The organism is Kocuria sp. U4B (assembly GCF_054875615.1).
In genome coordinates, this window is the sequence record NZ_CM142180.1 from 734,788 (window position 1) to 756,616 (window position 21,829).

20 protein-coding genes are annotated in these 21,829 nt (G+C 75.1%); 4 read left to right on the forward strand and 16 right to left on the reverse strand.

Features of this window, described 5'->3' with window-relative positions:
• Positions 1-7: 7 nt before the first annotated feature.
• The 3 genes from ACYSMR_RS03440 to thiL are packed head-to-tail and all read right to left on the reverse strand — an operon-like array spanning position 8 to position 4,394.
• The gene (locus ACYSMR_RS03440) at positions 8-2,302 is read right to left on the reverse strand and encodes an ATP-dependent DNA helicase RecG (protein WP_461747390.1); all 2,295 of its coding nucleotides are present in this window, start codon (positions 2,300-2,302) and stop codon (positions 8-10) included.
• A gap of 12 nt (positions 2,303-2,314) precedes the next feature.
• Complete coding sequence (locus tag ACYSMR_RS03445; RefSeq protein ID WP_461747391.1) at positions 2,315-3,310, reverse strand: DAK2 domain-containing protein; 996 nt, start codon at positions 3,308-3,310, stop codon at positions 2,315-2,317.
• Entirely contained in the window at positions 3,300-4,394 is a 1,095-nt protein-coding gene (thiL, locus tag ACYSMR_RS03450) for a thiamine-phosphate kinase (RefSeq protein WP_251331907.1), read from the reverse strand. The genes ACYSMR_RS03445 and thiL overlap by 11 nt, the downstream gene beginning before the upstream one ends.
• Before the next feature lie 64 nt (positions 4,395-4,458).
• Between thiL and ACYSMR_RS03455 the strand changes: the two genes are divergently transcribed.
• Complete coding sequence (locus tag ACYSMR_RS03455; protein WP_461747392.1) at positions 4,459-4,953, forward strand: DUF3515 family protein; 495 nt, start codon at positions 4,459-4,461, stop codon at positions 4,951-4,953.
• Between the two features lie 51 nt (positions 4,954-5,004).
• Here the strand turns inward: ACYSMR_RS03455 and ACYSMR_RS03460 are convergent, their stop codons facing one another.
• The 7 genes from ACYSMR_RS03460 to leuC form a co-directional block, all read right to left on the reverse strand.
• Entirely contained in the window at positions 5,005-5,349 is a 345-nt protein-coding gene (locus ACYSMR_RS03460) for a hypothetical protein (protein WP_309125064.1), read from the reverse strand.
• Positions 5,350-5,497: 148 nt separating this feature from the next.
• Positions 5,498-6,646 (reverse strand): D-alanine--D-alanine ligase family protein, encoded by a 1,149-nt coding sequence (locus ACYSMR_RS03465; protein ID WP_309125063.1) that lies wholly within the window; start codon positions 6,644-6,646, stop codon positions 5,498-5,500.
• Positions 6,643-7,767 carry an NAD(P)H-dependent glycerol-3-phosphate dehydrogenase gene (locus ACYSMR_RS03470; protein WP_375142372.1) on the reverse strand — a complete coding sequence of 375 codons (1,125 nt, stop codon included), beginning with the start codon at positions 7,765-7,767 and terminating at the stop codon, positions 6,643-6,645. Before ACYSMR_RS03470 ends, ACYSMR_RS03465 begins: the two co-directional genes overlap by 4 nt.
• Positions 7,764-8,510, reverse strand: coding sequence for a lysophospholipid acyltransferase family protein (locus ACYSMR_RS03475; protein WP_251331911.1), 747 nt, complete (start codon positions 8,508-8,510; stop codon positions 7,764-7,766). The genes ACYSMR_RS03470 and ACYSMR_RS03475 overlap by 4 nt, the downstream gene beginning before the upstream one ends.
• Positions 8,511-8,523: 13 nt before the next feature.
• Positions 8,524-9,840: a UDP-N-acetylglucosamine 1-carboxyvinyltransferase gene (gene murA / locus ACYSMR_RS03480; RefSeq protein WP_251331912.1), complete on the reverse strand. Its 1,317-nt coding sequence runs from the start codon at positions 9,838-9,840 to the stop codon at positions 8,524-8,526.
• A 169-nt stretch (positions 9,841-10,009) separates the two neighbouring features.
• Positions 10,010-10,609: a 3-isopropylmalate dehydratase small subunit gene (gene leuD, locus ACYSMR_RS03485; protein WP_251331913.1), complete on the reverse strand. Its 600-nt coding sequence runs from the start codon at positions 10,607-10,609 to the stop codon at positions 10,010-10,012.
• 28 nt (positions 10,610-10,637) lie between these two features.
• Complete coding sequence (gene leuC / locus ACYSMR_RS03490; protein ID WP_251331914.1) at positions 10,638-12,116, reverse strand: 3-isopropylmalate dehydratase large subunit; 1,479 nt, start codon at positions 12,114-12,116, stop codon at positions 10,638-10,640.
• A 143-nt stretch (positions 12,117-12,259) separates the two neighbouring features.
• Between leuC and ACYSMR_RS03495 the strand changes: the two genes are divergently transcribed.
• The 3 genes from ACYSMR_RS03495 (at position 12,260) to ACYSMR_RS03505 (ending at position 15,785) form a co-directional block, all read left to right on the forward strand.
• Positions 12,260-13,072 (forward strand): IclR family transcriptional regulator, encoded by an 813-nt coding sequence (locus ACYSMR_RS03495; RefSeq protein ID WP_285859311.1) that lies wholly within the window; start codon positions 12,260-12,262, stop codon positions 13,070-13,072.
• 114 nt (positions 13,073-13,186) lie between these two features.
• Entirely contained in the window at positions 13,187-14,929 is a 1,743-nt protein-coding gene (locus tag ACYSMR_RS03500; RefSeq protein WP_461747393.1) for an NAD(P)/FAD-dependent oxidoreductase, read from the forward strand.
• A complete protein-coding gene (locus ACYSMR_RS03505) occupies positions 14,913-15,785 on the forward strand; it encodes a hypothetical protein (RefSeq protein WP_461747394.1) in 873 nt (290 codons plus the stop codon). Before ACYSMR_RS03500 ends, ACYSMR_RS03505 begins: the two co-directional genes overlap by 17 nt.
• 5 nt (positions 15,786-15,790) lie before the next feature.
• On the opposite strand, the gene ACYSMR_RS03510 is transcribed toward ACYSMR_RS03505, so the two are convergent.
• The 6 genes from ACYSMR_RS03510 to ACYSMR_RS03535 form a co-directional block, all read right to left on the reverse strand.
• Positions 15,791-17,479, reverse strand: coding sequence for a GTPase (locus tag ACYSMR_RS03510; protein WP_461747395.1), 1,689 nt, complete (start codon positions 17,477-17,479; stop codon positions 15,791-15,793).
• Complete coding sequence (locus tag ACYSMR_RS03515; RefSeq protein WP_309125059.1) at positions 17,476-19,338, reverse strand: dynamin family protein; 1,863 nt, start codon at positions 19,336-19,338, stop codon at positions 17,476-17,478. Before ACYSMR_RS03515 ends, ACYSMR_RS03510 begins: the two co-directional genes overlap by 4 nt.
• 65 nt (positions 19,339-19,403) lie before the next feature.
• A complete protein-coding gene (locus ACYSMR_RS03520) occupies positions 19,404-20,324 on the reverse strand; it encodes an NADP-dependent oxidoreductase (protein ID WP_251331919.1) in 921 nt (306 codons plus the stop codon).
• Between the two features lie 121 nt (positions 20,325-20,445).
• Positions 20,446-20,853 (reverse strand): four-helix bundle copper-binding protein, encoded by a 408-nt coding sequence (locus ACYSMR_RS03525; RefSeq protein ID WP_309125058.1) that lies wholly within the window; start codon positions 20,851-20,853, stop codon positions 20,446-20,448.
• Between the two features lie 262 nt (positions 20,854-21,115).
• Positions 21,116-21,310 carry a DUF2795 domain-containing protein gene (locus ACYSMR_RS03530; protein ID WP_251331921.1) on the reverse strand — a complete coding sequence of 65 codons (195 nt, stop codon included), beginning with the start codon at positions 21,308-21,310 and terminating at the stop codon, positions 21,116-21,118.
• A gap of 113 nt (positions 21,311-21,423) precedes the next feature.
• A complete protein-coding gene (locus ACYSMR_RS03535; RefSeq protein ID WP_309125057.1) occupies positions 21,424-21,693 on the reverse strand; it encodes an SHOCT domain-containing protein in 270 nt (89 codons plus the stop codon).
• Positions 21,694-21,829: the final 136 nt, after the last annotated feature.

The following is a 21,829-nucleotide window of genomic DNA, read 5'->3' on the forward strand; positions in this document are numbered from 1 at the left end:
ATCCCCGTCATCCCCGGTCCAGGAACGCCTCGGCGTCCGGGTCGAGGTAGCGCTCGATGGCCTCGGCGAGCTCGGGGTGCTCCAGCAGCTGCGGGTCCTCGCCGAGGATCGTCACGGCGTCCCGGCGGGCGCGCTCGATGAGCTCGGCGTCGTCGAGGGCCCGCAGCAGCCGCAGGGTCGAGCGGCCCCCGGACTGCGCGGCGCCCAGGATGTCGCCCTCCCGGCGCAGCTCGAGGTCCGCGCGGGCGAGCTCGAAGCCGTCGGTGGACCCGGCCACCACGTCGATCCGCTCCCGGGACGGGTGCTCCGCCGGGCGGCGGGTGACGAGCAGGCACGTCCCCGCGTGGCCGCCGCGCCCGATCCGCCCGCGCAGCTGGTGCAGCTGGGAGATCCCGAAGCGGTCGGCGTCGACGATGACCATCAGCGTGGCGTTCGGGACGTCGACGCCCACCTCGACCACCGTGGTGCACACGAGCAGCTGGACGGCGCCGTCCGCGAACTCCTGCATCACCCGGGACTTCTCGGCGGGGTCGAGGCGCCCGTGCAGGACCTCGGCCCGGACGCCCTGCAGGGCCGGCTCGTGCGCGACGAGCTCGGCGAGCCAGGTCACGGAGGCCATCGCCGCCTCGGCCTCGTCCTCGGTCGCGGCCGCGAGGGCGGACTCGGCGAGGGAGGAGAACGGGGCGGGCTCGTCGTCGTCGCCGATCTTGGGGGCCACGACGTAGACCTGCCGGCCGGCGTCGATCTCCTCCCGGGCGCGGCGCCACAGCCGCTGCTCCCACCCGGGGTGCTCGACGAGGCCCACCGTGTGGGTCGTGATCGGCTGCCGCCCGGCGGGGAGCTGGTCGAGGACCGAGACGTCGAGGTCCCCGAAGACGGTCATGGCCACGGTGCGCGGGATGGGCGTGGCGGTCATCACCAGCAGGTGCGGCGGGCGCCCGGCCTTGTCCCGCAGCCGGTCCCGCTGCTCGACGCCGAAGCGGTGCTGCTCGTCCACGACCACCAGGCCGAGGTCCGCGAACTGCACGACCTCGGAGAGCAGGGCGTGGGTGCCGATGACGATCCCGGCCTCGCCGGAGGCGATCTGCAGCAGCGCGCGCTTGCGGGCGGCGGCGCCCATGGATCCCGTGAGGAGCACGACCTGGGTGCCGTCGGGGTCGCCGTCCAGCTGTCCGCCGCGGCCGAGGGGACCCAGCGAGCGCAGCACGGAGCCCTGGTGCTGGGCGGCGAGCACCTCGGTGGGCGCGAGCAGCGCGGCCTGCGCGCCCGAGTCCACGACCTGGAGCATGGCCCGCAGCGCCACGAGGGTCTTGCCCGCGCCGACGTCGCCCTGCAGCAGCCGGTTCATGGGGTGGGTGCCGGCGAGCTCGGCCGCGAGCTCCGCGCCCACGGCGCGCTGGCCGGCGGTGAGCTCGAACGGCAGGGCGGCGTCGAACCGGCCCAGCAGCCCGCCGGGGGCCCCGCGGCGGGCCGTGGTGGGGTGGGCGGCGAGCTCGATCCGGCGGCGGGCGAGCGCGCACTGGAGCAGGAACGCCTCCTGGTAGCGGAAGCGGCGGCGCGCCTCGCCGTGGGCGCGGGTGTCGCGCGGGCGGTGGATCTGCCGGTAGGCCTCCTCGAGGCCCATCAGCCGCTCCCGCGCCCGGATGTCCTCCGGGAGGGGGTCCGGGACGGCGCCGAAGTCCACGACCGGCAGCAGGGAGTGCACGGCGCGGGCGATCTTGTCCGTGGTCAGCTTGGCGGTGGCCGGGTAGATCGGGATGGGCCGGCCCGCCCGCTCCTCGGCGGACTCCCCCGCCTCGGGGGCGTCCGGGTCGAGGATGGCGTAGTGCGGGTTGGTCATGGAGACGGAGCCGTTGTAGAGCCCGACCTTCCCGGAGAACAGGGCGTGCGTGCCCGGGGGCAGGTCCTTGGCGGCGGTCCACGCGTTGAAGAAGCTCAGCCGCATGGTCCGTCCCGGGCCGGGGTCCCCGTCCTCGAAGAGGCGGTGGGGGTCGGAGGAGGCGCGGTCGGTGATCACGACGTCGGTGATGGACCCGCGCCGGGAGCGCATCTGGCGGGTGGACGCGTGGACGACCTCGGCCACGATGGTCACCTGCTGGTCGATGCGCAGCTCCGAGAAGGGGGTGAGCTCGCCGCGGGGCATGTACTTGCGCGGGAAGTAGTCGAGCAGCTGGCCGATCGTGCTCACGCCGAGCTGCCGGGCGAGCTGGTCGGCCGTGGACCGGCCCAGCAGCCGGGCCAGCGGCTGGTCGAGCTCGGAGAGGGGGCCGGGGAACGCCCCGGCGCCGGGGGACCGGGTCATCTCAGCCGGACCTCATCCCGCGCGGCCGTCGGCCCGCGACGTCCCGGACGCCTGGGACGGCTCGGACAGGGACGTCACCGACAGGTTGAGGGGCTCGCCCCGGGCGCCGATCACGGCCAGCGCGTCCTCCGGGCGCCCGACGTGCACGTGCACGCGCCAGCGGTAGGCGTCCCCGGACTCGGTCACGGCGCTCATGATCACGCTGGTGCCCACCTCGCTGAGCTCGTGGCGCAGCTCGGCGGCGTCCAGCGGGGACAGCTCGACGGTGCACATCACCTCGACGCCCCCGTGCACCGCGTGCGGGGCGTCGAGGGGGCGCAGGGTCTGCGCGGCGGCGGAGGCGAGCAGCCGGTCCAGCGCGGCGGCGTCCTCGGGGTCGTCGCCGCCCACGGTGCGCGCGAGGGTGTCGAAGACGATGAGCATGCCCAGGGCCCCGGCGTCGACCGTGCCGGTCTCGCGCAGGACCTCCAGCTGCTCCGGGGTGGCGAGCACCGCGGCGCGCGCGGCGCCGTCGACCGCGTGCAGGAAGTCCTTGAGCTGCTGGTTGGACCCGGCCTCGACCTCCGCGGGCACGGGCACGGCGGCGACCGCCTCGAGCACGGAGAGCAGGGTCCCGCCCACCGGGTCGGAGAGCACGCTCCAGGCGCGCACGTGGCCAGCGTGCAGGGCGAGCCGGACCGTCTCGGCGGTCAGCCGCGTCTGCCCCTCGAGGGACTTGCCGACGGCTGTGAGGAACACGGAGAAGAGGCTGCCGGAGTTGCCGCGGGCCTCCTCCATCGCCGCCTGGCCGGCGAGGGCGAGCAGCTCCCCGACGTCGCCCGTCTCGATCACCGCGGCGGCCTCGGCGGCGGCGCGCACGGTGGCGGACAGGTTCGTCCCGGTGTCGGAGTCCGCGACCGGGAAGACGTTGAGGGCGTCGAGGACGGGGCTGTGCCGCACGAGCTCGCGGTGGGCCAGGTCGAGCCACCGCCGCATGACGACCGCGTTCGAGCCGATCCTATGGTGCAAAGTGATCCCATCCTTCGCCGATCCGGCGCCCGAGGGCGAGGTCAGGCGCTCGTCCGTCGAGCAGCACCCGGGGATGGGGGCCGTCGTGCGCGGGAGGCGCGGGCGCACACGAGCCTATCGCACGGAACCCCTCCGGCAGCGGGGTGGCCTGTGGAAACACCGCGAGCAGCCCGTGGTCCTCGCCCCCCGTCAGCGCCCAGGTCCGCGGGTCCGTGCCCAGCAGCCGGGCGGCCGGGCGCAGCGGCTCGGCGAGCGCGGCCACGGCCGCGCCGTCGAGGTCGACGACGACGCCGCTCGCGGCGCCGATCCGCCCGGCGTCGCGCAGCAGGCCGTCGGAGAGGTCGATCATGGCCGCGGCCCCCGCGCGGGCGGCCGCGGGACCGGCGGGCACGGGCGGGCAGGGCCGCAGCTGCGCCCGGGCGAGCTCGTCGAGGGCGGAATCGGCGCCGGGGCGGTAGCGGGGGTCGTCGAGCAGCGCCACGCCGGCCGCCGCGCGGCCCGTGGACCCGGCGAGGGCGAGCACCCCGCCCGCGCCCGCCCCGGAGCGGCGCACGGGCTCCCGCCCCTCGAGGTCCCCCGTCACGGTCGCGGTGACGGACAGCTCGCGGCCGGCGCCGAGGTCCCCGCCGACCACGGAGCAGCGGTCCGCCCCCATGGCCGCGAACCCGGCGGTGAGGCCGCGGGCGAAGTCCTCGGGCCAGGACACGGGGGTCTCCGGCGGCAGGGTGAGGGAGACGACGACGGCCGTGGGCACCGCGCCCATCGCCGCGACGTCGGCGAGGTTCTGGGCCGCGCACTTCACCCCGGTGTCGAAGCCGGTCGTGACCACGCCGCTGGGCCAGGACAGGCGGAAGTCCTGGTCCTGGACCTGGGTGTCGGTGGTGACGACGAAGCGCCCGTCGGGGGCGGCGACCACCGCGCAGTCGTCCCCGGGCCCGAGCAGCACGTGCCGGTCGGCGGGGCGCACGAGCAGGGGCAGCACCCGCTCCAGCAGCTCGGCCTCCGAGAGGTCCCCGACGGTGGCGGCCGCGCTCGCGTCGCGGGACGGGGACGGCGGGGGCGGGTCCGCTGGGGGTCGGATCATGGCGCCATCCTAACGAGGGCCCCGGACGCGGTACGGGGGTCCGGGCCCGGATTACGCTGGGGGCATGCCCTCGCACCCCCTCCCCTGCCCTGCCCGCGCCCTGCTCGCCGCGGGCGCCCTGGCCGCCGTCCTCACCGGCTGCACCCCCGCCGTGAGCGTGGATCCCGCCGAGAACGCCGCCGACCCCGGGTGCGCGGCGGCGATGGTGGCGATGCCCGAGGTCGTCGGCGAGCACGGGCAGCGGGAGACCACGAGCCAGGGCACGACGGCCTACGGGGAGCCCACCGCGGCGGTCGTGCGCTGCGGGGTCGCCCCGCCCGGGCCGACCACGGACCCGTGCTCGTCCGTGAACGGTGTGGACTGGCTGATCCGCCAGGACGAGGAGGGCGGGGCCACCTGGACGGCGACGACCTTCGGGCGGGACCCCGCGGTCGAGGTGGTCTTCGACAGCGACGCGGTCGCCTCCTCGACCCTGCTGGTGGAGCTCGGCTCGGCCGTGGGGCAGATCCCGGCCGAGCGGCAGTGCCTCGACCTGCAGGACACCCTCGAGGGGCTCTGACGCGGTGCCCGCGCCCGGGTCACGGCCGGACACCCCCGCGGGACCGCCCGCTCACGCCGGCGCCCATCCCGGGGCCCGCAGGTGGTGGGTGATCCGGGCCGGCGCGGGCGGGTGGTCGGGCAGCCCGGTCGGGGTGAGCAGCTCCACCGGGCTGGCCCCCTCCATGCCGGCGTCGTGGTCGACCGCCCAGCGGAGCAGGTCCACCGCGATCGCCTCCACGTGCTCGGCGGCGGTGAGGTCCACGCTGACCGTCACCGGGGGGATCAGCGTCCTGGCGCGGCGGATCAGGGGGTAGAGAGCGTGCTGGTTGACCTCGGTCAGGCATCCGGTGACGAACAGGCGCACGTCGTGGCCGTCGAGGTCGACCTGGACGAGCACGGAGAGCTTGTGGTCCATGAGAGCATCCTTCGTCGCATGCGGTGTCCCACGGCCCCTGCTCGACCTCCGTCCACGATACGCGCGTCCCGCCACGCCGGCCAGGGCCCCGGCGGGCGGCGCCGAGCACCGGTCCTCCCGGCCGGCGGCACCCGCCGGCGCCGGCCGGTCAGCGCAGGCCGACCGGCCGCTCCAGGGCGAGGGTGAGTAGCTCGTCGATCAGCTGCCCGTAGGGGAGACCGGACTCCGCCCACATCCGCGGGTACATCGAGATCGGGGTGAACCCGGGCATCGTGTTCACCTCGTTGATCACCACGCGCCCGTCGGGGGTGTAGAAGAAGTCGGCGCGGCACAGGCCCTCGCCGTCGAGCGCCTCGAAGGCGGTGACCGCGTCGGCGCGGATGGCGTCGACGGCCTCCTGGGGCAGCTCCGCGGGGCAGCTGAGCTTCGCGGAGGCCTGGGAGACGTACTTCGCCTCGAAGTCGTAGAAGGCGTGCTCGTCGACGATCTCGATCTCCCCGGGCATCGAGGTGCGGGCCGGGTCCGTGCCGCGGCCCTGGAGCACGGAGCACTCGATCTCCCGGCCCGGGATGCCGGCCTCGACCACGAGCTTCCGGTCGTGCTCGCGCGCGGCGTCGATCGCGGCGTCGAGGCCCTCGGGCCCGTCCACCTTGGTGATCCCGAACGAGGACCCGGCGCGGGCGGGCTTGACGAACACCGGGAAGCCGAGCGCCGCGATCCGGGCGCGCACGTCCTCGGGGTCGCGCCGCCACTGGCGGTCGGTGACGACGGCGTAGGGCCCGACCGTCAGGCCGGCGGCCTCGAAGGCGAGCTTCATGAAGTGCTTGTCCATGCCCATCGCCGAGGCGGTGACCCCGCAGCCGACGTAGCGCAGGTCGGCGAGCTCGAGCAGGCCCTGCAGGGTGCCGTCCTCGCCGAAGGGCCCGTGCAGCAGGGGCAGGACCACGTCGATGTGTCGGTCGCGGGTGACCGTCTCCCCGCAGGGGCCGGCCTGGCGGACGAGCAGCTCGCTCTCCCCCACCTCCAGGGGCAGGCTCACGCGCTCCTCGCCCACGGGCAGCTCCGCGATCGGGCTCTGCTCGAGCAGCCGCTCGAGCTCCTCCTGCGGGTACAGGAACCACTCCCCGGAGGTGGCGATGCCCACGGTGACGACGTCCCACTTCCGCCGGTCGATGGCCTGGAGCACGCCGCGGGCCGTGATGAGGGAGATGGAGTGCTCGCTGGAGCGCCCGCCGAAGAGCACGGCGACGCAGGGGCGGGCGGCGGTGTCCGGCACCGGGAAGGTGTGGGGGGTCATGAATCGGTTCCTTCGGCTTTGAGTTCGCGGCCCAGCAGCAGCGGGGCCAGGTCGTCGACGTCGATCTCCTCCCGCAGGACCGCGACCACGGCCTCGGTGATGGGCATGTCGACGCCGTGCCCGCGGGCCAGGGCGAGCACGGCGGGCGCGGACTTGATGCCCTCCGCGGTCTGGGTCATCTCCTCCTCCACCTCGGCCATCGTCTTGCCGAGGCCCAGCAGCCGGCCCGCGGTGCGGTTGCGGGACAGCGGGGAGGAGCACGTGGCCACGAGGTCCCCCATCCCGGCCAGCCCGGAGAGGGTCTCCAGCCGGCCACCGAGGGCCAGGGCGAGGCGGGTGGTCTCGGCGAGCCCGCGGGTGATGATGGACGCCTTCGAGTTCTCCCCGAAGTGGCGGCCGTCGGCGATGCCCACGGCCAGGCCGATGACGTTCTTCACCACGCCGCCGACCTCCGTGCCCACCACGTCGGTGTTGGTGTACGGGCGGAAGTAGCGGGTGCGGCAGGCGCGGGCCACCCAGGCGGCGAGGGCGGGGTCGGAGGCGGCCACGACGGAGGCCGTGGGCTGCTCCTCGGCGATCTCCATGGCCAGGTTCGGCCCGGAGAGCACGCCCGTGCGCGCCCGCCAGTGCTCGGCGCCCAGGCCCGTGTCCCGCCCGAGCTCCTCGGCGATGACCTCGCTCATCCGCAGCCCGGTGTCCCGTTCGAGGCCCTTGGCCAGCGACAGGACGACGGCGTCCGGGTCGATGAGCGCGGCCACGGCCGGCAGCTGGGCGCGCAGCGACTGGGCGGGCACGGCGAGGACCACGAGGTCCGCGCCCCGCACCGCGGCGGCGAGGTCCCCCGTGACGGCCAGCCGCTCGGGCAGCCGGATCCCGGGGACGTAGCGGTCGTTGACGTGGGTGCGCGCGACGTGGTCCATGGCGGCGGCGTCGCGACCCCAGAGCACCACGGTGCGCGCGAGAGGCTCCTGGCGGGCGTGGGCGGTCTCCCGCGCGCTGTCGGCGAGCAGCTTCGCGAAGGTGGTCCCCCAGGAGCCGGCGCCCAGGACGGCGGCCTTCCGGGGGCCGGCTGCGGACCGGGCGGCCGGCAGGGTGCCCGGCACGGCGTCGGCCCCGGTCACAGTCGTCCTCCTCGGCGGCGGTCCCACGGCCGGGGCGGGGCCTCGGCGCCGCGCAGCACGGCGAGCTCGGCGGTGACGGCGCGCATGATCGCCTCGGTGGCGTCCTCCAGCCGGGCGCGGTCGGTCCCCGCGGGGTGCTCCAGCTCCGGGACGTCGTCGCGCCACGGGGACAGGTCCACGGGCGGGCCGATCCGCACCCGCACCTCCCGGCGGGGGAACAGGCGCACGGAGCGCTTCCCCGAGGGGTCGCGGCCGAGCACCTCCTGGTCGCCCCAGTGCGCGACGGGCACGACCGGCAGGCCCGTGGCGAGGGCCAGGCGCGCCGCCCCGGTGCGCCCGGCCATCGGCCACTGCTCGGGGTCGAGGGTCAGGGTGCCCTCGGGGTAGACGACGACCGCCCCGCCGGACTCGAGCTCCGCCCGGGCGGCCGTGAGCGCGGCCGCGGCGTCGGCGGTGCCGCGCAGCACCGGCACCTGGCCGGTCGCCCGCAGCACCGTCCCGAGCACGGGGGCGCGGAACAGCGACTCCTTCGCGAGGAACCGGGGCATGATCCCGTTGTCGTAGAGGGTCAGGGCGAGCGTGAGGGGGTCCAGCTCGGTGAGGTGGTTGGCCACCACGACGAACCCGCCCTCCGCGGGGAAGTGCTCCTCCCCCGTCCAGCTGATCCGGGCGACCAGCCGGTACACCGGCTTCACCACGCCGGCCAGGACGCGGAAGAGGCTGCGGTCGGAGGTGCGGCTCATCGGCGGGACCGGCTCACTCGCCGTCGAGCTCGAACGACGCCCCGAGCCCCGTCAGCTTGTCGGTGAAGTGCTCGTAGCCGCGCTTGATGAGCTCCACGCCGGTCACGTGGGAGGTGCCCGCGGCGGCCATGGCCGCGATGAGGTGCGAGAAGCCGCCGCGCAGGTCGGGGATGTTGATCTCGGAGGCCCGCAGCGGGGTGGGCCCGGAGATCACGGCGGAGTGCACGAAGTTGCGCTGCCCGAACCGGCAGGGCACGGAGCCCAGGCACTCGCGGTGCAGCTGGATGGTGGCGCCCATCCGGTTGAGCGCCCCGGTGAAGCCGAAGCGGTTCTCGTAGACCGTCTCGTGGACGATGGACACGCCCTTGGCCTGCGTCAGGGCGACGACGAGGGGCTGCTGCCAGTCGGTCATGAAGCCGGGGTGGACGTCGGTCTCCACGATCAGCGGGTTGAGGTCCCCGCCGGGGTGGAAGAAGCGGATGCCGTCCTCGGTGATGTCGAGGCCGCCGCCGATCTTCCGGAAGGTGTTGAGGAAGGTCATCATGTCGGACTGCCGGGCGCCGGCGACGAAGATGTCGCCGCCGGTGGCGAGGGCCGCGGAGCCCCAGGAGGCCGCCTCGATCCGGTCGGGCATCGCCCGGTGGCGGTAGCCAGTGAGCTCGGGCACGCCCTCGATCCGGATCACCCGGTCGGTCTGCACGGTGATGATGGCGCCCATCTTCTGCAGGATGGCGATGAGGTCCATGATCTCGGGCTCGGTGGCCGCGCCGCGCAGCTCGGTGTGGCCCTCCGCGCGGGTCGCGGTGAGCAGCACCTGCTCGGTCGCGCCGACGGAGGGGTAGGGCAGCTCGACCTTGGCGCCGGTGAGCCCGTGGGGGGCGCTCATCCGGATGCCGTTGGCGAGCTTCTCGACCCGGGCGCCGAAGTGGCGCAGCACGTCGAGGTGGTAGTTGATCGGCCGGTCGCCGATCTTGCAGCCGCCGAGGTCGGGGATGAACGCCTCGCCGAGGGCGTGCAGCAGGGGCCCGCACAGCAGGATCGGGATCCGGGAGTCCCCGGCGTGGGCGTCGATGTCCGCGTGCCGCGCCGTGGTGACGTTCGAGGGGTCGAGGGTGAGGACGCCGTCCTCCCGGCCCACCTCCACGCCGTGCAGCGACAGCAGGTTGGTGACGACCTGGACGTCCTTGATCTCCGGCACGTTGGCCAGGGTGGAGGGCGTCGATCCCAGGAGGGCGGCCACCATGGCCTTGGGAACGAGGTTCTTGGCACCTCGCACGGTGACCTGTCCGGAGAGGGGGACCCCGCCCGTGATGTGCAGTGCGCTGCTCATGACCTTCCGATCTGCTGTTGCCGGTCCGCCCCCCGAGCGGAGGCGGCACCCGTACAGTGTAGTTTCCCCGCGGAGCGCCCCCGGACACGGCCGGGGCCGCCGGGTCCGGAACAGCGCACGGCCCGGCGGCCCCGAAGGGCTGCGCCGGGCCGGGGCTCCGCCGTGGGGCTCAGGTGCGCGCGGGCAGCGTGGTGGGCTTGAACGCGGGGCGGGCCGCCTCGAACGCGGTGATCTCGTCCTCGTGCTGGAGGGTCAGCCCGATGTCGTCGAGGCCCTCCGTCAGGCGCCAGCGCGTGTAGTCGTCGATGGAGAACGGCACGGTCACCGTGTCGCACGTCACGGTGCGGGACTCGAGGTCCACCTCGATCTCGGTGCCGGGGTGCTCCTCGATCAGCTTCCACAGCAGCTCGACGTCGGCCTGGTCCACCTGCGCGGCCAGCAGGCCCTGCTTGCCGGAGTTGCCGCGGAAGATGTCGGCGAAGCGCGAGGAGATCACGACCTTGAACCCGTAGTCGCGCAGCGCCCACACCGCGTGCTCGCGCGAGGAGCCGGTGCCGAAGTCGGGCCCGGCCACCAGCACGGAGCCGTGGCGGTACGGCTCCCGGTTGAGCACGAAGTCCTCGTTCTTGCGCCAGGCCGCGAAGAGGGCGTCGTCGAAGCCGGTCTTGGTGATCCGCTTGAGGTAGACGGCGGGGATGATCTGGTCGGTGTCCACGTTGGACTGCTTCAGCGGGACGCCGACGCCCCGGTGGGTGGTGAACTTCTCCATGGGAGGTCTCCTTCGGGTGGGGCGCCGGTCAGGCGGAGGCCAGGTCGGACGGGGAGGACAGCGTGCCGCGCACGGCGGTCGCGGCGGCCACGACCGGCGAGACGAGGTGCGTGCGCCCGCCCTTGCCCTGGCGGCCCTCGAAGTTGCGGTTCGACGTCGAGGCGCACCGCTCCCCGGGGGCGAGCTGGTCGGGGTTCATGCCCAGGCACATCGAGCACCCGGCGAAGCGCCAGTCGGCGCCGAACGCGGTGAAGACCTTGTCCAGGCCCTCGGCCTCGGCCTGCAGGCGCACCTTCGCGGAGCCGGGGACCACCATCATGCGGACGTTCTGCGCCTTCGTGCGGCCCTTGACGATCTCGGCCGCGGCGCGCAGGTCCTCGATCCGGGAGTTGGTGCAGGAGCCCAGGAAGACGGTGTCCACCGGGATCTCCTTCATGGGCGTGCCCGCGGTCAGGCCCATGTACTCCAGGGCCCGCAGGGCGTTGGCCTTGTCGTTCTCGTCGCCGAGCTGCTCGGGGTCCGGCACCGCCTGGGACAGCGGCACGCCCTGGCCCGGGTTGGTGCCCCACGTGACGAACGGCTCGAGCTCGTCGGCGTCGAGGAACACCTCGGCGTCGAAGACGGCGTCGTCGTCGCTGCGCAGGGTGCGCCAGTACTCGACGGCCGCGTCCCAGTCGGCGCCCTCGGGGGCGTGCGGGCGGCCCTTGACGTAGTCGAACGTCGTCTCGTCGGGGGCGATCATCCCGGCCCGGGCCCCGGCCTCGATGGACATGTTGCAGATGGTCATCCGCGCCTCCATCGACAGGGACCGGATCGCGGAGCCGCGGTACTCCAGGACGTAGCCCTGCCCGCCGCCGGTGCCGATCTTCGCGATCACGGCCAGGATGACGTCCTTCGCCGAGACCCCGGGGCGCAGCGTGCCCTCGACGTTGACGGCCATGGTGCGGAACGGCGCGAGCGGCAGGGTCTGGGTGGCCATGACGTGCTCGACCTCGGAGGTGCCGATGCCGAAGGCCAGGGCGCCGAACGCGCCGTGGGTGGAGGTGTGGGAGTCGCCGCACACCACGGTCATCCCGGGCTGGGTCAGGCCCAGCTGCGGGCCCACCACGTGCACGATGCCCTGCTCGGCGTCGCCCAGCGAGTGCAGGCGCACGCCGAACTCCGCGCAGTTGGCGCGCAGGGTCTCGATCTGCTTGCGGGAGGTGTCGTCGGCGATGCGGGAGAAGATGTCCTGCGTGGGGGTGTTGTGGTCCTCGGTGGCGATGGTCAGGTCCGTGCGCCGCAGCCCCCGGCCGGCCAGCCGCAGCCCCTCGAAGGCCTGCGGGGAGGTCACCTCGTGCAGCAGGTGGAGGTCGATGTAGAGGAGGTCCGGCTGCCCGTCCTCACCCTTGCGCACGAGGTGGTCCGCCCAGACCTTCTCGGCGAGGGTGCGTCCGGGCGCCGGGGCGGCGGAGGGCGCGGACGTCGCGGAGATCGGGGAGGGGGTCGTGGACTGGGTGTCCGGCATGGCGGATCCTTCCGTGCTGCCTGGGGCCGCGCCGGATGGGCGCGCCGCCTGAGGAACGTGGTGCTCCCATGGTCCGTGCCGACGTCGCCCGCAGACCAGCTTTTCGGCTTGCTTCTCACATGCTGAGACGCCAGTATCAGCACATGGACACATCTGGACACATGGACCCGTCCGGCGCGCCCCTGGGCAGTCCCCTGGGCGGGGTGGGCAGCGGCGAGGGCCTCGACCTGCCGGCCGGCTCCTCGCCCAGCGGTGTGGGCGTGGTCGACAAGGCGTCGATGATCCTCGACGCCCTCGAGGCGGGCCCTGCCACGCTGGCCCAGCTGGTGACCGCCACGGGCCTGGCCCGCCCGACGGTCCACCGCCTGGCCGTGGCCCTCGCCCACCACCGCTTCGTGGGCCGCGACATCCAGGGCCGGTTCGTGCTGGGCACGCGGCTCGTGGAGCTGGCCTCCGCCGCGGGCGAGGACCGGCTCATCGCCGCCGCCGGGCCCGTGCTGGTCCAGCTGCGCGACGCCACCGGGGAGTCCGCGCAGATCTTCCGCCGGCAGGGCGACTGGCGTGTGTGCGTCGCCTCGGCCGAGCGGCCCATCGGCCTGCGGGACACGATCCCCGTGGGCACGCAGCTGTCGATGAAGGCGGGCTCCGCCGCCCAGGTCCTCGTGGCGTGGGAGGACCACGACCGCCTGCTCGAGGGGCTGCGGCACGCGCGCTTCTCCGCCACGGTCCTGGCGGGGGTCCGCCGCCGCGGCTGGGCCCAGTCGCTGGGCGAGCGCGAGCCGGGGATCGCGTCGGTGTCGGCGCCGGTGCGGGGGCCGTCGGGGCGCGTGATCGCCGCCGTGTCCATCTCCGGGCCGATCGAGCGGCTCACCCGCCAGCCCGGGCGCCTGCACGCCGAGGTCGTGGTGCAGGCGGCCCGCCAGCTCACGGAGGCGGTGCGGGCCGCCGCGCAGTAGCGCCGGGACCGTGCCTGCGAGCGCCGGGGCCCGCAGAGCTCCTCTTGCGCCCCGGATTCCCGCGCGAGTAGCGTGAACGCCATCCGGCCAGGAACCCGCCCGGAGGTGGCGGCCATGGATGACTCGGCTCCGGTCATGCTGCTCGCGACCAAGGACCCGGTCTCCCGGGCAATCCTGGGAGACGAGCTGCGCCGGCGCTACGGCGCCGACTACGAGGTCGTGGTCTGCGGCGACCACGCCCATGCCCGGGCGGTGCTCGAGGGGCTCCGCCGCTGGCATCGCGCGGTGGCCCTCATCGTCGGGTGCTACGGTCCTGCCGACCGCGACGGGCTGGACTTCCTGCGGCGCGCCTACGTCGACCACCCGGCCGCCAAACGGGCCGTCGCGGTGACCTGGGGCGACTTCGCCAGCGCCCCCGCCGTGCTCGGGGCCGTCGCCCGGGGCCACGCCGACCTGCTCGTCCTGCGCCCCGAGGGCCCCCGCGACGAGGAGTTCCACGGCGCGATCACCGACGCCCTCGACGACTGGCACCTCGCCCAGGGCGGAGGGTTCGAGGCGGTCCGGCTGATCGGGGAGCAGCGCGACGGACGGACCCACTCGCTGCGCGACATCCTCGGTCGCAACCACATCCCCGTGGGCTTCCACCCGGTCGGGTCCGCGGCGACGCAGCGGATGCTGGCGGGCCTGGGCCTGCACGAGCCCGAGCTGCCGGTCCTGGTGCTGGAGTTCACCTCCCCGCCGACCGTCCTCGTGAACCCCAGCAACCTGGAGATCGCCGACGCGTTCGGGCTGAACCGGCCCCCGCCGACGGACAAGGTCTTCGACGTCGTCGTCGTCGGCGCCGGCCCCGCCGGACTCGCCGCGGCGGTGTACGCCTCGTCCGAGGGGCTCTCCACGATGGTCGTGGAGCAGCAGGCCGTGGGGGGCCAGGCCGGCACCAGTTCGCTGATCCGCAACTACCCGGGCTTCTCCCGCGGCGTGAGCGGGGCCCACCTGGCCTACCGGTCCTTCCAGCAGGCCTGGGTCTTCGGCACCGACTTCCTGTTCATGCGCCAGGTGGAGGGCCTCGGGGCCGACGGGGCCGTGCGCACGGTGACGACGTCCGACGGCGGGGTCGTGCGGGGCCGCACGGTCGTGGTGGCCACGGGCGTGGACTACCGCCGCCTCGGCGTGCCCCGGCTGGAGGAGCTGGTCGGCAGGGGCGTCTTCTACGGCGCCGCCGTTTCCGAGGCGCCGTCGCTGGCCGGGCAGCCTGCCTGCGTCGTGGGCGGCGGCAACTCGGCCGGGCAGGCCGCCCTGCACGTCGCGCGGTACGCGGAGCACGTGACGCTGCTGGTGCGGGGCCCCTCCCTGGCCGCGACCATGTCCGACTACCTCATCGCCCAGCTCGAGGCGACCGGGAACGTGACGATCCGCTACGGAACCGTGGTCGTGGGGGCCCGAGAGCTGGACGGGTCCCTCGCCGCCGTCGAGGTCGCCGCCACCGGGGGCCCCGGCGGAGCCTCCACCGAGGAGATCGAGGCGGCCGGCCTGTTCGTGCTGATCGGTTCGGCGCCGCGGACGTCGTGGCTGCCCGCCACGGTGCTGCGCGACCGCTCCGGGTTCCTGCGCACGGGCGGCACCTGGGACACCAGGGACGCCGGACCGGCCAGGGCCCCGCTGCCGCTGGAGACCAGCATGCCGGGAGTCTTCGCGATCGGCGACGTCCGGGCCGGCTCGATCAAGCGGGTGGCGACCGCTGTCGGGGACGGCGCGACCGTGGTCTCGCTCCTGCACGGCTACCTCGCCGAGCACCCGCCGCCCGCGGTCCGGGCGGCCGTCCCCGAGGAGCCGGTCGGCGATGCGCCCCTCGGCTGAGGCCGCCGCGGTGGTCCCGTCGGTGCGGAGGCTGCTCTACGTCGCCGCGTTCCTGGTGTTCCTCGCGGGGCTGGTGCTCTTCGTGTTCCCGCTGCGGACCGCGGACTGGTGCGCCTGGACCATCGAGCCGCCCATGACCGCCGTCTTCCTCGGCGCGGCGTACTGGTCGAGCGCGGTCCTCGAGGTGGCGGGCGCCCGCTCCGCCAGCTGGGACCGGGCGAGGCTGGCGGTCTGGCCGGTGTTCGTCTTCACGGCACTGACCCTCGCGGTGACCCTGCTCCACCTCGAGCGCTTCCACCTGTCGCCGGACCACCCGCCGCTGGCCCGGGTCGCCGCCTGGGCGTGGCTGGCCATCTACGCCGGGGTGCCCGTGGCGATGCTCGTCGTCAGCCGGCGCCAGACCCGGTCCCGGCAGCCGGCCGCGGACTGCGCGGCGGTGGCCCGAGCGCCTCTGCCGCCCGGGCTGCGGCTCCTCCTGGGGGGCATCGCCGCTGCGCAGCTGACGGTCGGCGCCGCGCTCCTGGCACTGCCCGCGCAGGCCGCGACGCTGTGGCCCTGGCCGCTGACCCCGCTCACGGCGAGGGCGCTCGGGGCCTGGCTGGTCGGCCTGGGGTGGGCGGCGGCGTATGCCCGGTGGAGGGGGGACGCCCGCACCGTCCGCCCCCTCGGGCTAAGCGCCCTCGTCTTCGCGCTCCTGCAGGCGATCGCCCTGGTGAGGTACGGCGACGCCCTGGCGTGGGACGGCGCGCCCGCGATCGGCTTCGCCACCGTACTGCTCGCCGTCGGCGTCGCGGGCGGATGGATCGTCGCCCTGGACCCGGTCGCCGCCCGCCGCTGGGAGCAGCGCCCGGACTAGGGGCCTCAGCGCCGCAGCGCCGCCAGCGCCGCCCGGAAGGCGGCGAAGGCCTCGAGCTCCGCCCGCACGGGCTCGACGACGGTGCGCTGTCCCGCCTCGGCGACCGACGCGCGCAGCTTCCGGCGCACGGAGCGCTCCCGCATCCGGGCGCCGAAGCCGGCGAGGATCCGCCCGGTCAGGGCCAGGAACAGCCCGAGGACCACCCCGGCCAGCACGAGCAGCGTGGGCACCGGCAGCGGGAAGCCCTCGACGTAGGGCGGCGGGGGCACCGGGATCTGGAAGTACTCGAGTAGGAACAGTCCGAGCAGCCACACGAGGCCGGCCACCACGGCGAGCATCGCGAGCCACTGCAGCACGTCGAAGACGATCCACCACCAGGACGTGCGGCGGGCCCGGAAGTCGGTGCGGGCGATGGCCTGGTCGATCGCGTCGGGCAGCCGCGCCTCGTGGGTGCGGGCGGCCTGGCGGAGGGAACGGGTCCAGGGCTCGGCCGCGCCGGAGGCCGCGTCGTGCGCGAACGTGCGCACGGCCGAGTCCGCGGCGGCCCGCTGGGCGGCGCCCAGGGGCGGCAGGGAGGTGCGGTTGACCTCGGGGTTGACGCTGTCGCCGCGGTCGAGGTTGAGCCGGCGCAGCGGGTCCTTGCGGAACTTCTGCAGCCAGCGGGTGGCGATCCACCCGGTGTGCCCGGTGGCGTGCAGGGTGTAGGACTTCCCGGCGGCCCGGGCGATGCCGGACACGTTGGCCGCCTGCGCGAGCCCGTCGGCGAGCCGCTCCTCGGCCTGCGGGGTGATCCCGGCCGGCTCGCCGCCGCCGGAGGCCTGCGCGAGGAGCTCGGCCGCGTCGGTGACGTCGGCGTCGAGGCGGGCCCCGGCCGCGGCCCGGGAGTCGGCGACCTGCCGGATCCGGGCGCGCAGGGCCTCGACGCCCTCCCCCGTGAGCGCGGAGACGGCCACGGGCTTCGACAGCCCGGTGGTCGGCAGCCCGTCCTCGGCCACGAGCTCCTCGAGGGAGCGCATCACCGCGGGGACCTCGGCGGGCGGGAGCCGGTCCACCTGGTTCATCACGACCATGGTCACGGCGCCGTGCCGGGCCAGGGGCGCGATGAACTCCTGGTGGATGATCGCGTCCGCGTACTTCTGCGGGTCCACGACCCACACCACGACGTCGACCATCCCGACGAGGCGCTGCACGATGGTGCGGTGGTGCAGGCTCACGGAGTCGAAGTCGGGCAGGTCGAGCAGGATCAGCCCGCCGGGGGCCTCGGGGGCGGGCGCGCCGGTGAACCGCCCCTTGACGCGGCTCCAGCGGCCCGCGTCCTCCTGCCCGGTGGGCAGGGGCGTGTCGACGTGGTGGCGCTGGGCGACGTCGAGCCAGTCCAGGAGGGGCTCGCTGCCGGCCTCGCCCCACACCGCCGCGAGGGGCTGGGAAGTGGTGGGGCGGCGGGCGGCGGTACGGGCGATCTCCCGGCCCACGACGGCGTTGAACAGGGTGGACTTCCCGGAGCCCGTGGCCCCGAAGAAACCGACCACCGTGTGGTCGGCGGACAGGGAGCGGCGCTCGGCGGCACGGTCGAGCACGGTGCGCGCGGTGGCCACGGCGTCGTCGTCGAGACGGCCCTCGGCGAGGTCGGTGGCGCGCGCCAGCGCCGTGAGCCGCTCGGACAGGGTCGGGGCGGCCTGCTTCGCCGGGCTCACCGGCGCTCCCCCGTGCCGTCGACGGCGGAGCTGCCGCCCGGGTCCCCGCCCGGGTTCCCGGTGGTGCCGTCCCCCACGCCGCGCCCGGCGGCGCGCACCCGCTCGGCGGCGGCCTTGAGCTCGTGGGCCTGCGGGTGGCCCTCCAGGACGTCGAGGCGGCGCAGGAACACGTCCGCCTGCTCGTCCATGAGCTCGTGGATGCGCACCTCGAGGTTGCGCCGGGCCTCCTCGGCCATGCGCCGCACGGCGTCCTCGCCGAAGACGGCCTCCAGGAGCTTGGTCCCGACCACGCCGGAGCCGCCGGCGATGCCGACCTCCAGCCCGGTGAGCCCGCCCGTCATGGAGAACACCCCGATCATGAGGATCACGGTCAGGGCGTTGACGCCCAGGGACATCGCCCGGGCCTGGGTCCGCTTGCCCGCGCCCTCGCGCTGGATGAGCGCCATGAGGTCGCTCTGCCACGCGCGGATCTGCTCGGCGGTGCGCTCGGGGAAGTCGGTGGGGAGGGAGCCGAGGTCGCTGTCGCCGAGCAGCACGCGCCCGGCGGTCTCGGCCTGCCAGCGCCGCTCGGCGGTCTCGGCCGCGCGGGCAGCCTCCTCGACGATCACGGTCTGCAGGCCGGTCTCGATGGCCTCCTCGACCTGGACCTCCGGGGCGGGCCGGCCGGTGAAGAACGCCGTCAGCCGGTCGCGCATCCGCCCGACCCCGGCCTCGAGGTTGCGGAAGAACTCGCCGGTGCCCACGAAGTCCTGCCAGCGGGCGAGCACCTCCCCGCGCAGCAGCGTGCCGTCCCGGGTCGAGTCGACGACGGAGGCCAGCGCCTCCTCGAACGCCCGCTCGACGTCCGCGCGCAGCTGCGCCTCGACGCGCTGCTGGGCGAGCACGGCGTCACCGGCCGCGTCGGTGCGGTCGGCGATCGAGCGCACGGCACCGCCGAGGGTGCGGCGGGCGATCTCGGAGCGCGCCGCGGCGTCGCGGCCCAGCGCGGCGAGGTAGTCGACCACGGGGGCGACGACGGGCGGGGGCAGCATCCCGGTCTCGTTGAGCGGCGACTCCGGGACCACGAAGACGGGGGCGTCGGCCAGGCCCTGCTCGGCGAGCATCCGCCCCAGGTCCTCCTGGATCTCGGCCTCGAGCCCCGGCGGGACCCGGTCGAGGACCACGGCCACGGTGATGTCGCGCTGGGCGGCCTCCACGAGCAGACGCCACGGGACGGCGTCGGCGTAGCGGTTGGCGGTGGTGACGAACAGCCACAGGTCGGCGGCGGCCAGCAGCTGGCCGGCGAGGCGGCGGTTCTCGTCGGAGATCGAGTCCACGTCCGGGGCGTCGAGCAGGGCGACGCCCTCCGGGATGCGCGGCTCGGCGAGCAGCACGAGCGCCTGCCCGTCCGCCGTGCCGGGCAGGGACCGGGGCGAGGACGTGTCCGCGGCGCCCGAGCCGGCGGGGGTGACCTTCCGCGCGTGGATCCGGCTCAGGTGCGGCAGCACCCGCTGGGTCGAGAACGCCTCGGCGTCGCGCGGGTGGTGGATGAGGATGGGCTGGCGGGTGGTGGGGCGGATCGCCCCCGACCGGGTCACGGGGTGGCCCACGATCGCGTTGACCAGCGTGGACTTGCCCGCGCCGGTGGAGCCGCCCACCACCGCGAGCAGCGGGGCGTCGAGGGAGCGCACCCGGGGCAGGACGTAGTCGTCGAGCTGGGCCACCGCCCGCTGGACGTCCTCCCGCTCCCGCAGGACGGTGCTCGTGGACAGCGGCAGGCTCGACGCCGCGAGCAGGGCCCGCGCGTCCTCGAGCGCTCTGAGGATCTCCGTCTGGTCGGTCACAGCCTCATTGTGCCAGTAAGCCTGCTGTGCACCCATGCCCCCGCGCTCGCGGGGGGCATGGGTGCACGCACCGGGCCCGGAGGGGCGGGGCCCGGCGGGGCTCAGGGCATCCGGACGGCGATCTTGCCGCGGACGTGGCCCTGCGCACTGAGCCGGTACGCCTCCGCGGCCTCGTCCAGCGGGACCGTCCGGGCGAGCTCGACCTGCACCGCGCCGCCGTCGACCAGGCGGCTCAGCTGCGTGAGGTCCTCGGCGGAGGGGCGCACCCACATCCAGGTGCCGCCGTGGGCCTCGACGGCGTCGTCGGCGATGGAGGCGTGCCGGCCGCCCCCCGCGAGCACCGCCAGGGTCTGCTCCACGACCCCGCCCACGAGGTCGACGACGACGTCCACCCCGCCGGGCGCGAGCGCGCGGACGCGCTCCGGCAGGCCGTCCCCGTAGGCGACCGGCTCGGCGCCGAGCCCGCGCAGGTAGTCGTGGTTGGCCTCCGAGGCCGTGCCGATCACCCGGGCGCCGCGGGCGAGCGCGAGCTGGACCGCGAAGCCGCCCACGCCGCCGGAGGCGTTGTGGATCAGCACGGTCTCGTCGGCGGCGACTCCCAGGCGGCCGAGGACCTGGTACGCGCTGAGCCCGGCCAGCGGCAGGGCGGCGGCCCGGTCCCAGTCCGAGGACGCGGGCTTCGGCGCGAGCAGGCGCGAGGGCAGGGCCACGTACTCGGCCATGGTGCCGCCGTGCACCCAGTCGGTGCGGGCGTAGGCGACGACCTCGTCGCCCGGGGACCACTCGGGCACGTCGATGCCGACGGACTCCACGACCCCGGCGACGTCCCAGCCGGGCACCACGGGGAACTGGACCTCCATGAGGGCGTCCAAGCCCCCGGACATGATCTTCCAGTCGACGGGGTTGACGGCGGCGCTGCGCACCTTCACCAGCACCCATCCGGGCGGGACCTTGGGCAGGGGCAGCTCGGTGAGCTCGAGGACGTCGGGGTCGCCGTAGCGTGCGTAGGCCAGTGCTCTCATGCCCGGGCAACGGGGCCTCCCGGTGGACTATTCCCCGGGCGCCGGGGGCCGGGCCGGAACGAGGAGATCCCACGGCGCGCACAGGCGCGCCGTGGGATCCGCCCGTGGCGAGGCGCCGGGCTCAGCCCAGCGCGTCGACCAGCTCCGCACACGCGGCCTCGCAGCGCCGGCAGGCCTCGGCGCAGATCCGGCAGTGCTCGTGCATGGACGCGTGCCTCTCGCACTCGTCGGCGCAGGCCTTGCACGCCATCCAGCACGCCTGCACCGCCGAGAGCGTGATGTTCGCGTCGTAGCCGGTGTGCCTCGACAGCACCCGCCCGGTCGCCCCGCACAGATCCGCGCAGTCCAGGTTGGTGCGGATGCACTTGGTGAGCTGGGCGACCATGTCCTCGGACAGGCACGCGTCCGCGCACGCGGTGCAGGTCTGGGCGCACTCGAAGCAGGCGGCGATGCAGGCCGCCAGCTTGCCCCGGTCCACCCCGCCCAGGTCCTTCGGGTAGGCCTCGAGCATCGCTGTCACGTGGGTCATGGTCCCGCTCCTTCGTCCGTGCGGCGCCGGGACGGTTCCCGGGCACCGGCCCTGCGGTGGGGGGTGCGATCGGCGGCCCGCGGGTGCGCTCCGGCGGTCACGTCGCCGACAGTAGCCCGGTGGTCGCCCCGGGTGAAGACCCGGGCGCCGAAGCGTCGACGATGACGTCGCACCCCGGGCCTCCTCCCGCGCCGCCCCGGGGCGCGGCGGGGCCCCGCGCCGCGGGCGTCCGCGGCACGGGACCCCGGGGACGGGTCCTGACCTACTGGTTGAAGACGGCCTCAGTGACGTCCGTGGGCTTCTCGAAGGTCTTGTCCGGGAGGTTGCGCAGCGCCTCGAGCACGGTGTCGCCGGCCCCGGAGTCCTCGGCCTTCCGCACGACGTCCTCCTTGCTGACCGGGTAGTCCAGGCCGCCGAGGTGCTTCTGCAGCTCGATCGGGTTGGGGTTGTCGGACATGGCTGTCTCCTCTGCGCGGGCGGTCTCGCCCCGCCGGCGGGGCGGGGCACGAACGCCCCCAGTCTGTCAGCCTGCTGGGCGCACGTCAGCCCCCGCCGCGGCGCTGCCCGTGCTCACTGACCGGCCCGGCCCTCCTGCTCGAGGATCCGCAGCCGCTCCCGGTACTCCTCCTCGGTGATCTCCCCGCGGGCATGGCGGTCCAGCAGGTCGTCGCGCGCCCTGCGCAGGCCCAGCCGCGTCCGCGTCCTGCGCCCCCACCGGGTGTCCTGCCCGTAGCGCAGCACGAACCACACGAGGGCCCGGGCCGCGCCCCACCCCACGACGGCGATCAGGAGCACCCAGACCACCAGCTCCCACGCCTGGAACGGCGACAGCCCCAGCACGCCCACGGTCCCACCGATCCCTCCGACGTCGTCCGCCGCCCCGGCTTCCCGGCCTCCGGCGCAGGCACGGACGGTGGCGCGAGAGTAGCAGGCGCCTCGGACGTCGGACGGGCCCGTCCCGGCGCCGGAGCGCCCG

Excerpts from the sequence above, each read along its gene's own strand:
- ACYSMR_RS03440 (WP_461747390.1), bottom strand. The coding sequence starts at position 2,302 with ATGACCCGGTCCCCCGGCGCCGGGGCGTTCCCCGGCCCCCTCTCCGAG.
- thiL (WP_251331907.1), bottom strand. The coding sequence starts at position 4,394 with ATGATCCGACCCCCAGCGGACCCGCCCCCGCCGTCCCCGTCCCGCGAC.
- ACYSMR_RS03455 (WP_461747392.1), top strand. The coding sequence starts at position 4,459 with ATGCCCTCGCACCCCCTCCCCTGCCCTGCCCGCGCCCTGCTCGCCGCG.
- ACYSMR_RS03460 (WP_309125064.1), bottom strand. The coding sequence starts at position 5,349 with ATGGACCACAAGCTCTCCGTGCTCGTCCAGGTCGACCTCGACGGCCAC.
- ACYSMR_RS03465 (WP_309125063.1), bottom strand. The coding sequence starts at position 6,646 with ATGACCCCCCACACCTTCCCGGTGCCGGACACCGCCGCCCGCCCCTGC.
- ACYSMR_RS03475 (WP_251331911.1), bottom strand. The coding sequence starts at position 8,510 with ATGAGCCGCACCTCCGACCGCAGCCTCTTCCGCGTCCTGGCCGGCGTG.
- murA (WP_251331912.1), bottom strand. The coding sequence starts at position 9,840 with ATGAGCAGCGCACTGCACATCACGGGCGGGGTCCCCCTCTCCGGACAG.
- leuD (WP_251331913.1), bottom strand. The coding sequence starts at position 10,609 with ATGGAGAAGTTCACCACCCACCGGGGCGTCGGCGTCCCGCTGAAGCAG.
- leuC (WP_251331914.1), bottom strand. The coding sequence starts at position 12,116 with ATGCCGGACACCCAGTCCACGACCCCCTCCCCGATCTCCGCGACGTCC.
- ACYSMR_RS03495 (WP_285859311.1), top strand. The coding sequence starts at position 12,260 with ATGGACACATCTGGACACATGGACCCGTCCGGCGCGCCCCTGGGCAGT.
- ACYSMR_RS03500 (WP_461747393.1), top strand. The coding sequence starts at position 13,187 with ATGGATGACTCGGCTCCGGTCATGCTGCTCGCGACCAAGGACCCGGTC.
- ACYSMR_RS03505 (WP_461747394.1), top strand. The coding sequence starts at position 14,913 with ATGCGCCCCTCGGCTGAGGCCGCCGCGGTGGTCCCGTCGGTGCGGAGG.
- ACYSMR_RS03515 (WP_309125059.1), bottom strand. The coding sequence starts at position 19,338 with ATGGGTGCACAGCAGGCTTACTGGCACAATGAGGCTGTGACCGACCAG.
- ACYSMR_RS03520 (WP_251331919.1), bottom strand. The coding sequence starts at position 20,324 with ATGAGAGCACTGGCCTACGCACGCTACGGCGACCCCGACGTCCTCGAG.
- ACYSMR_RS03525 (WP_309125058.1), bottom strand. The coding sequence starts at position 20,853 with ATGACCCACGTGACAGCGATGCTCGAGGCCTACCCGAAGGACCTGGGC.
- ACYSMR_RS03530 (WP_251331921.1), bottom strand. The coding sequence starts at position 21,310 with ATGTCCGACAACCCCAACCCGATCGAGCTGCAGAAGCACCTCGGCGGC.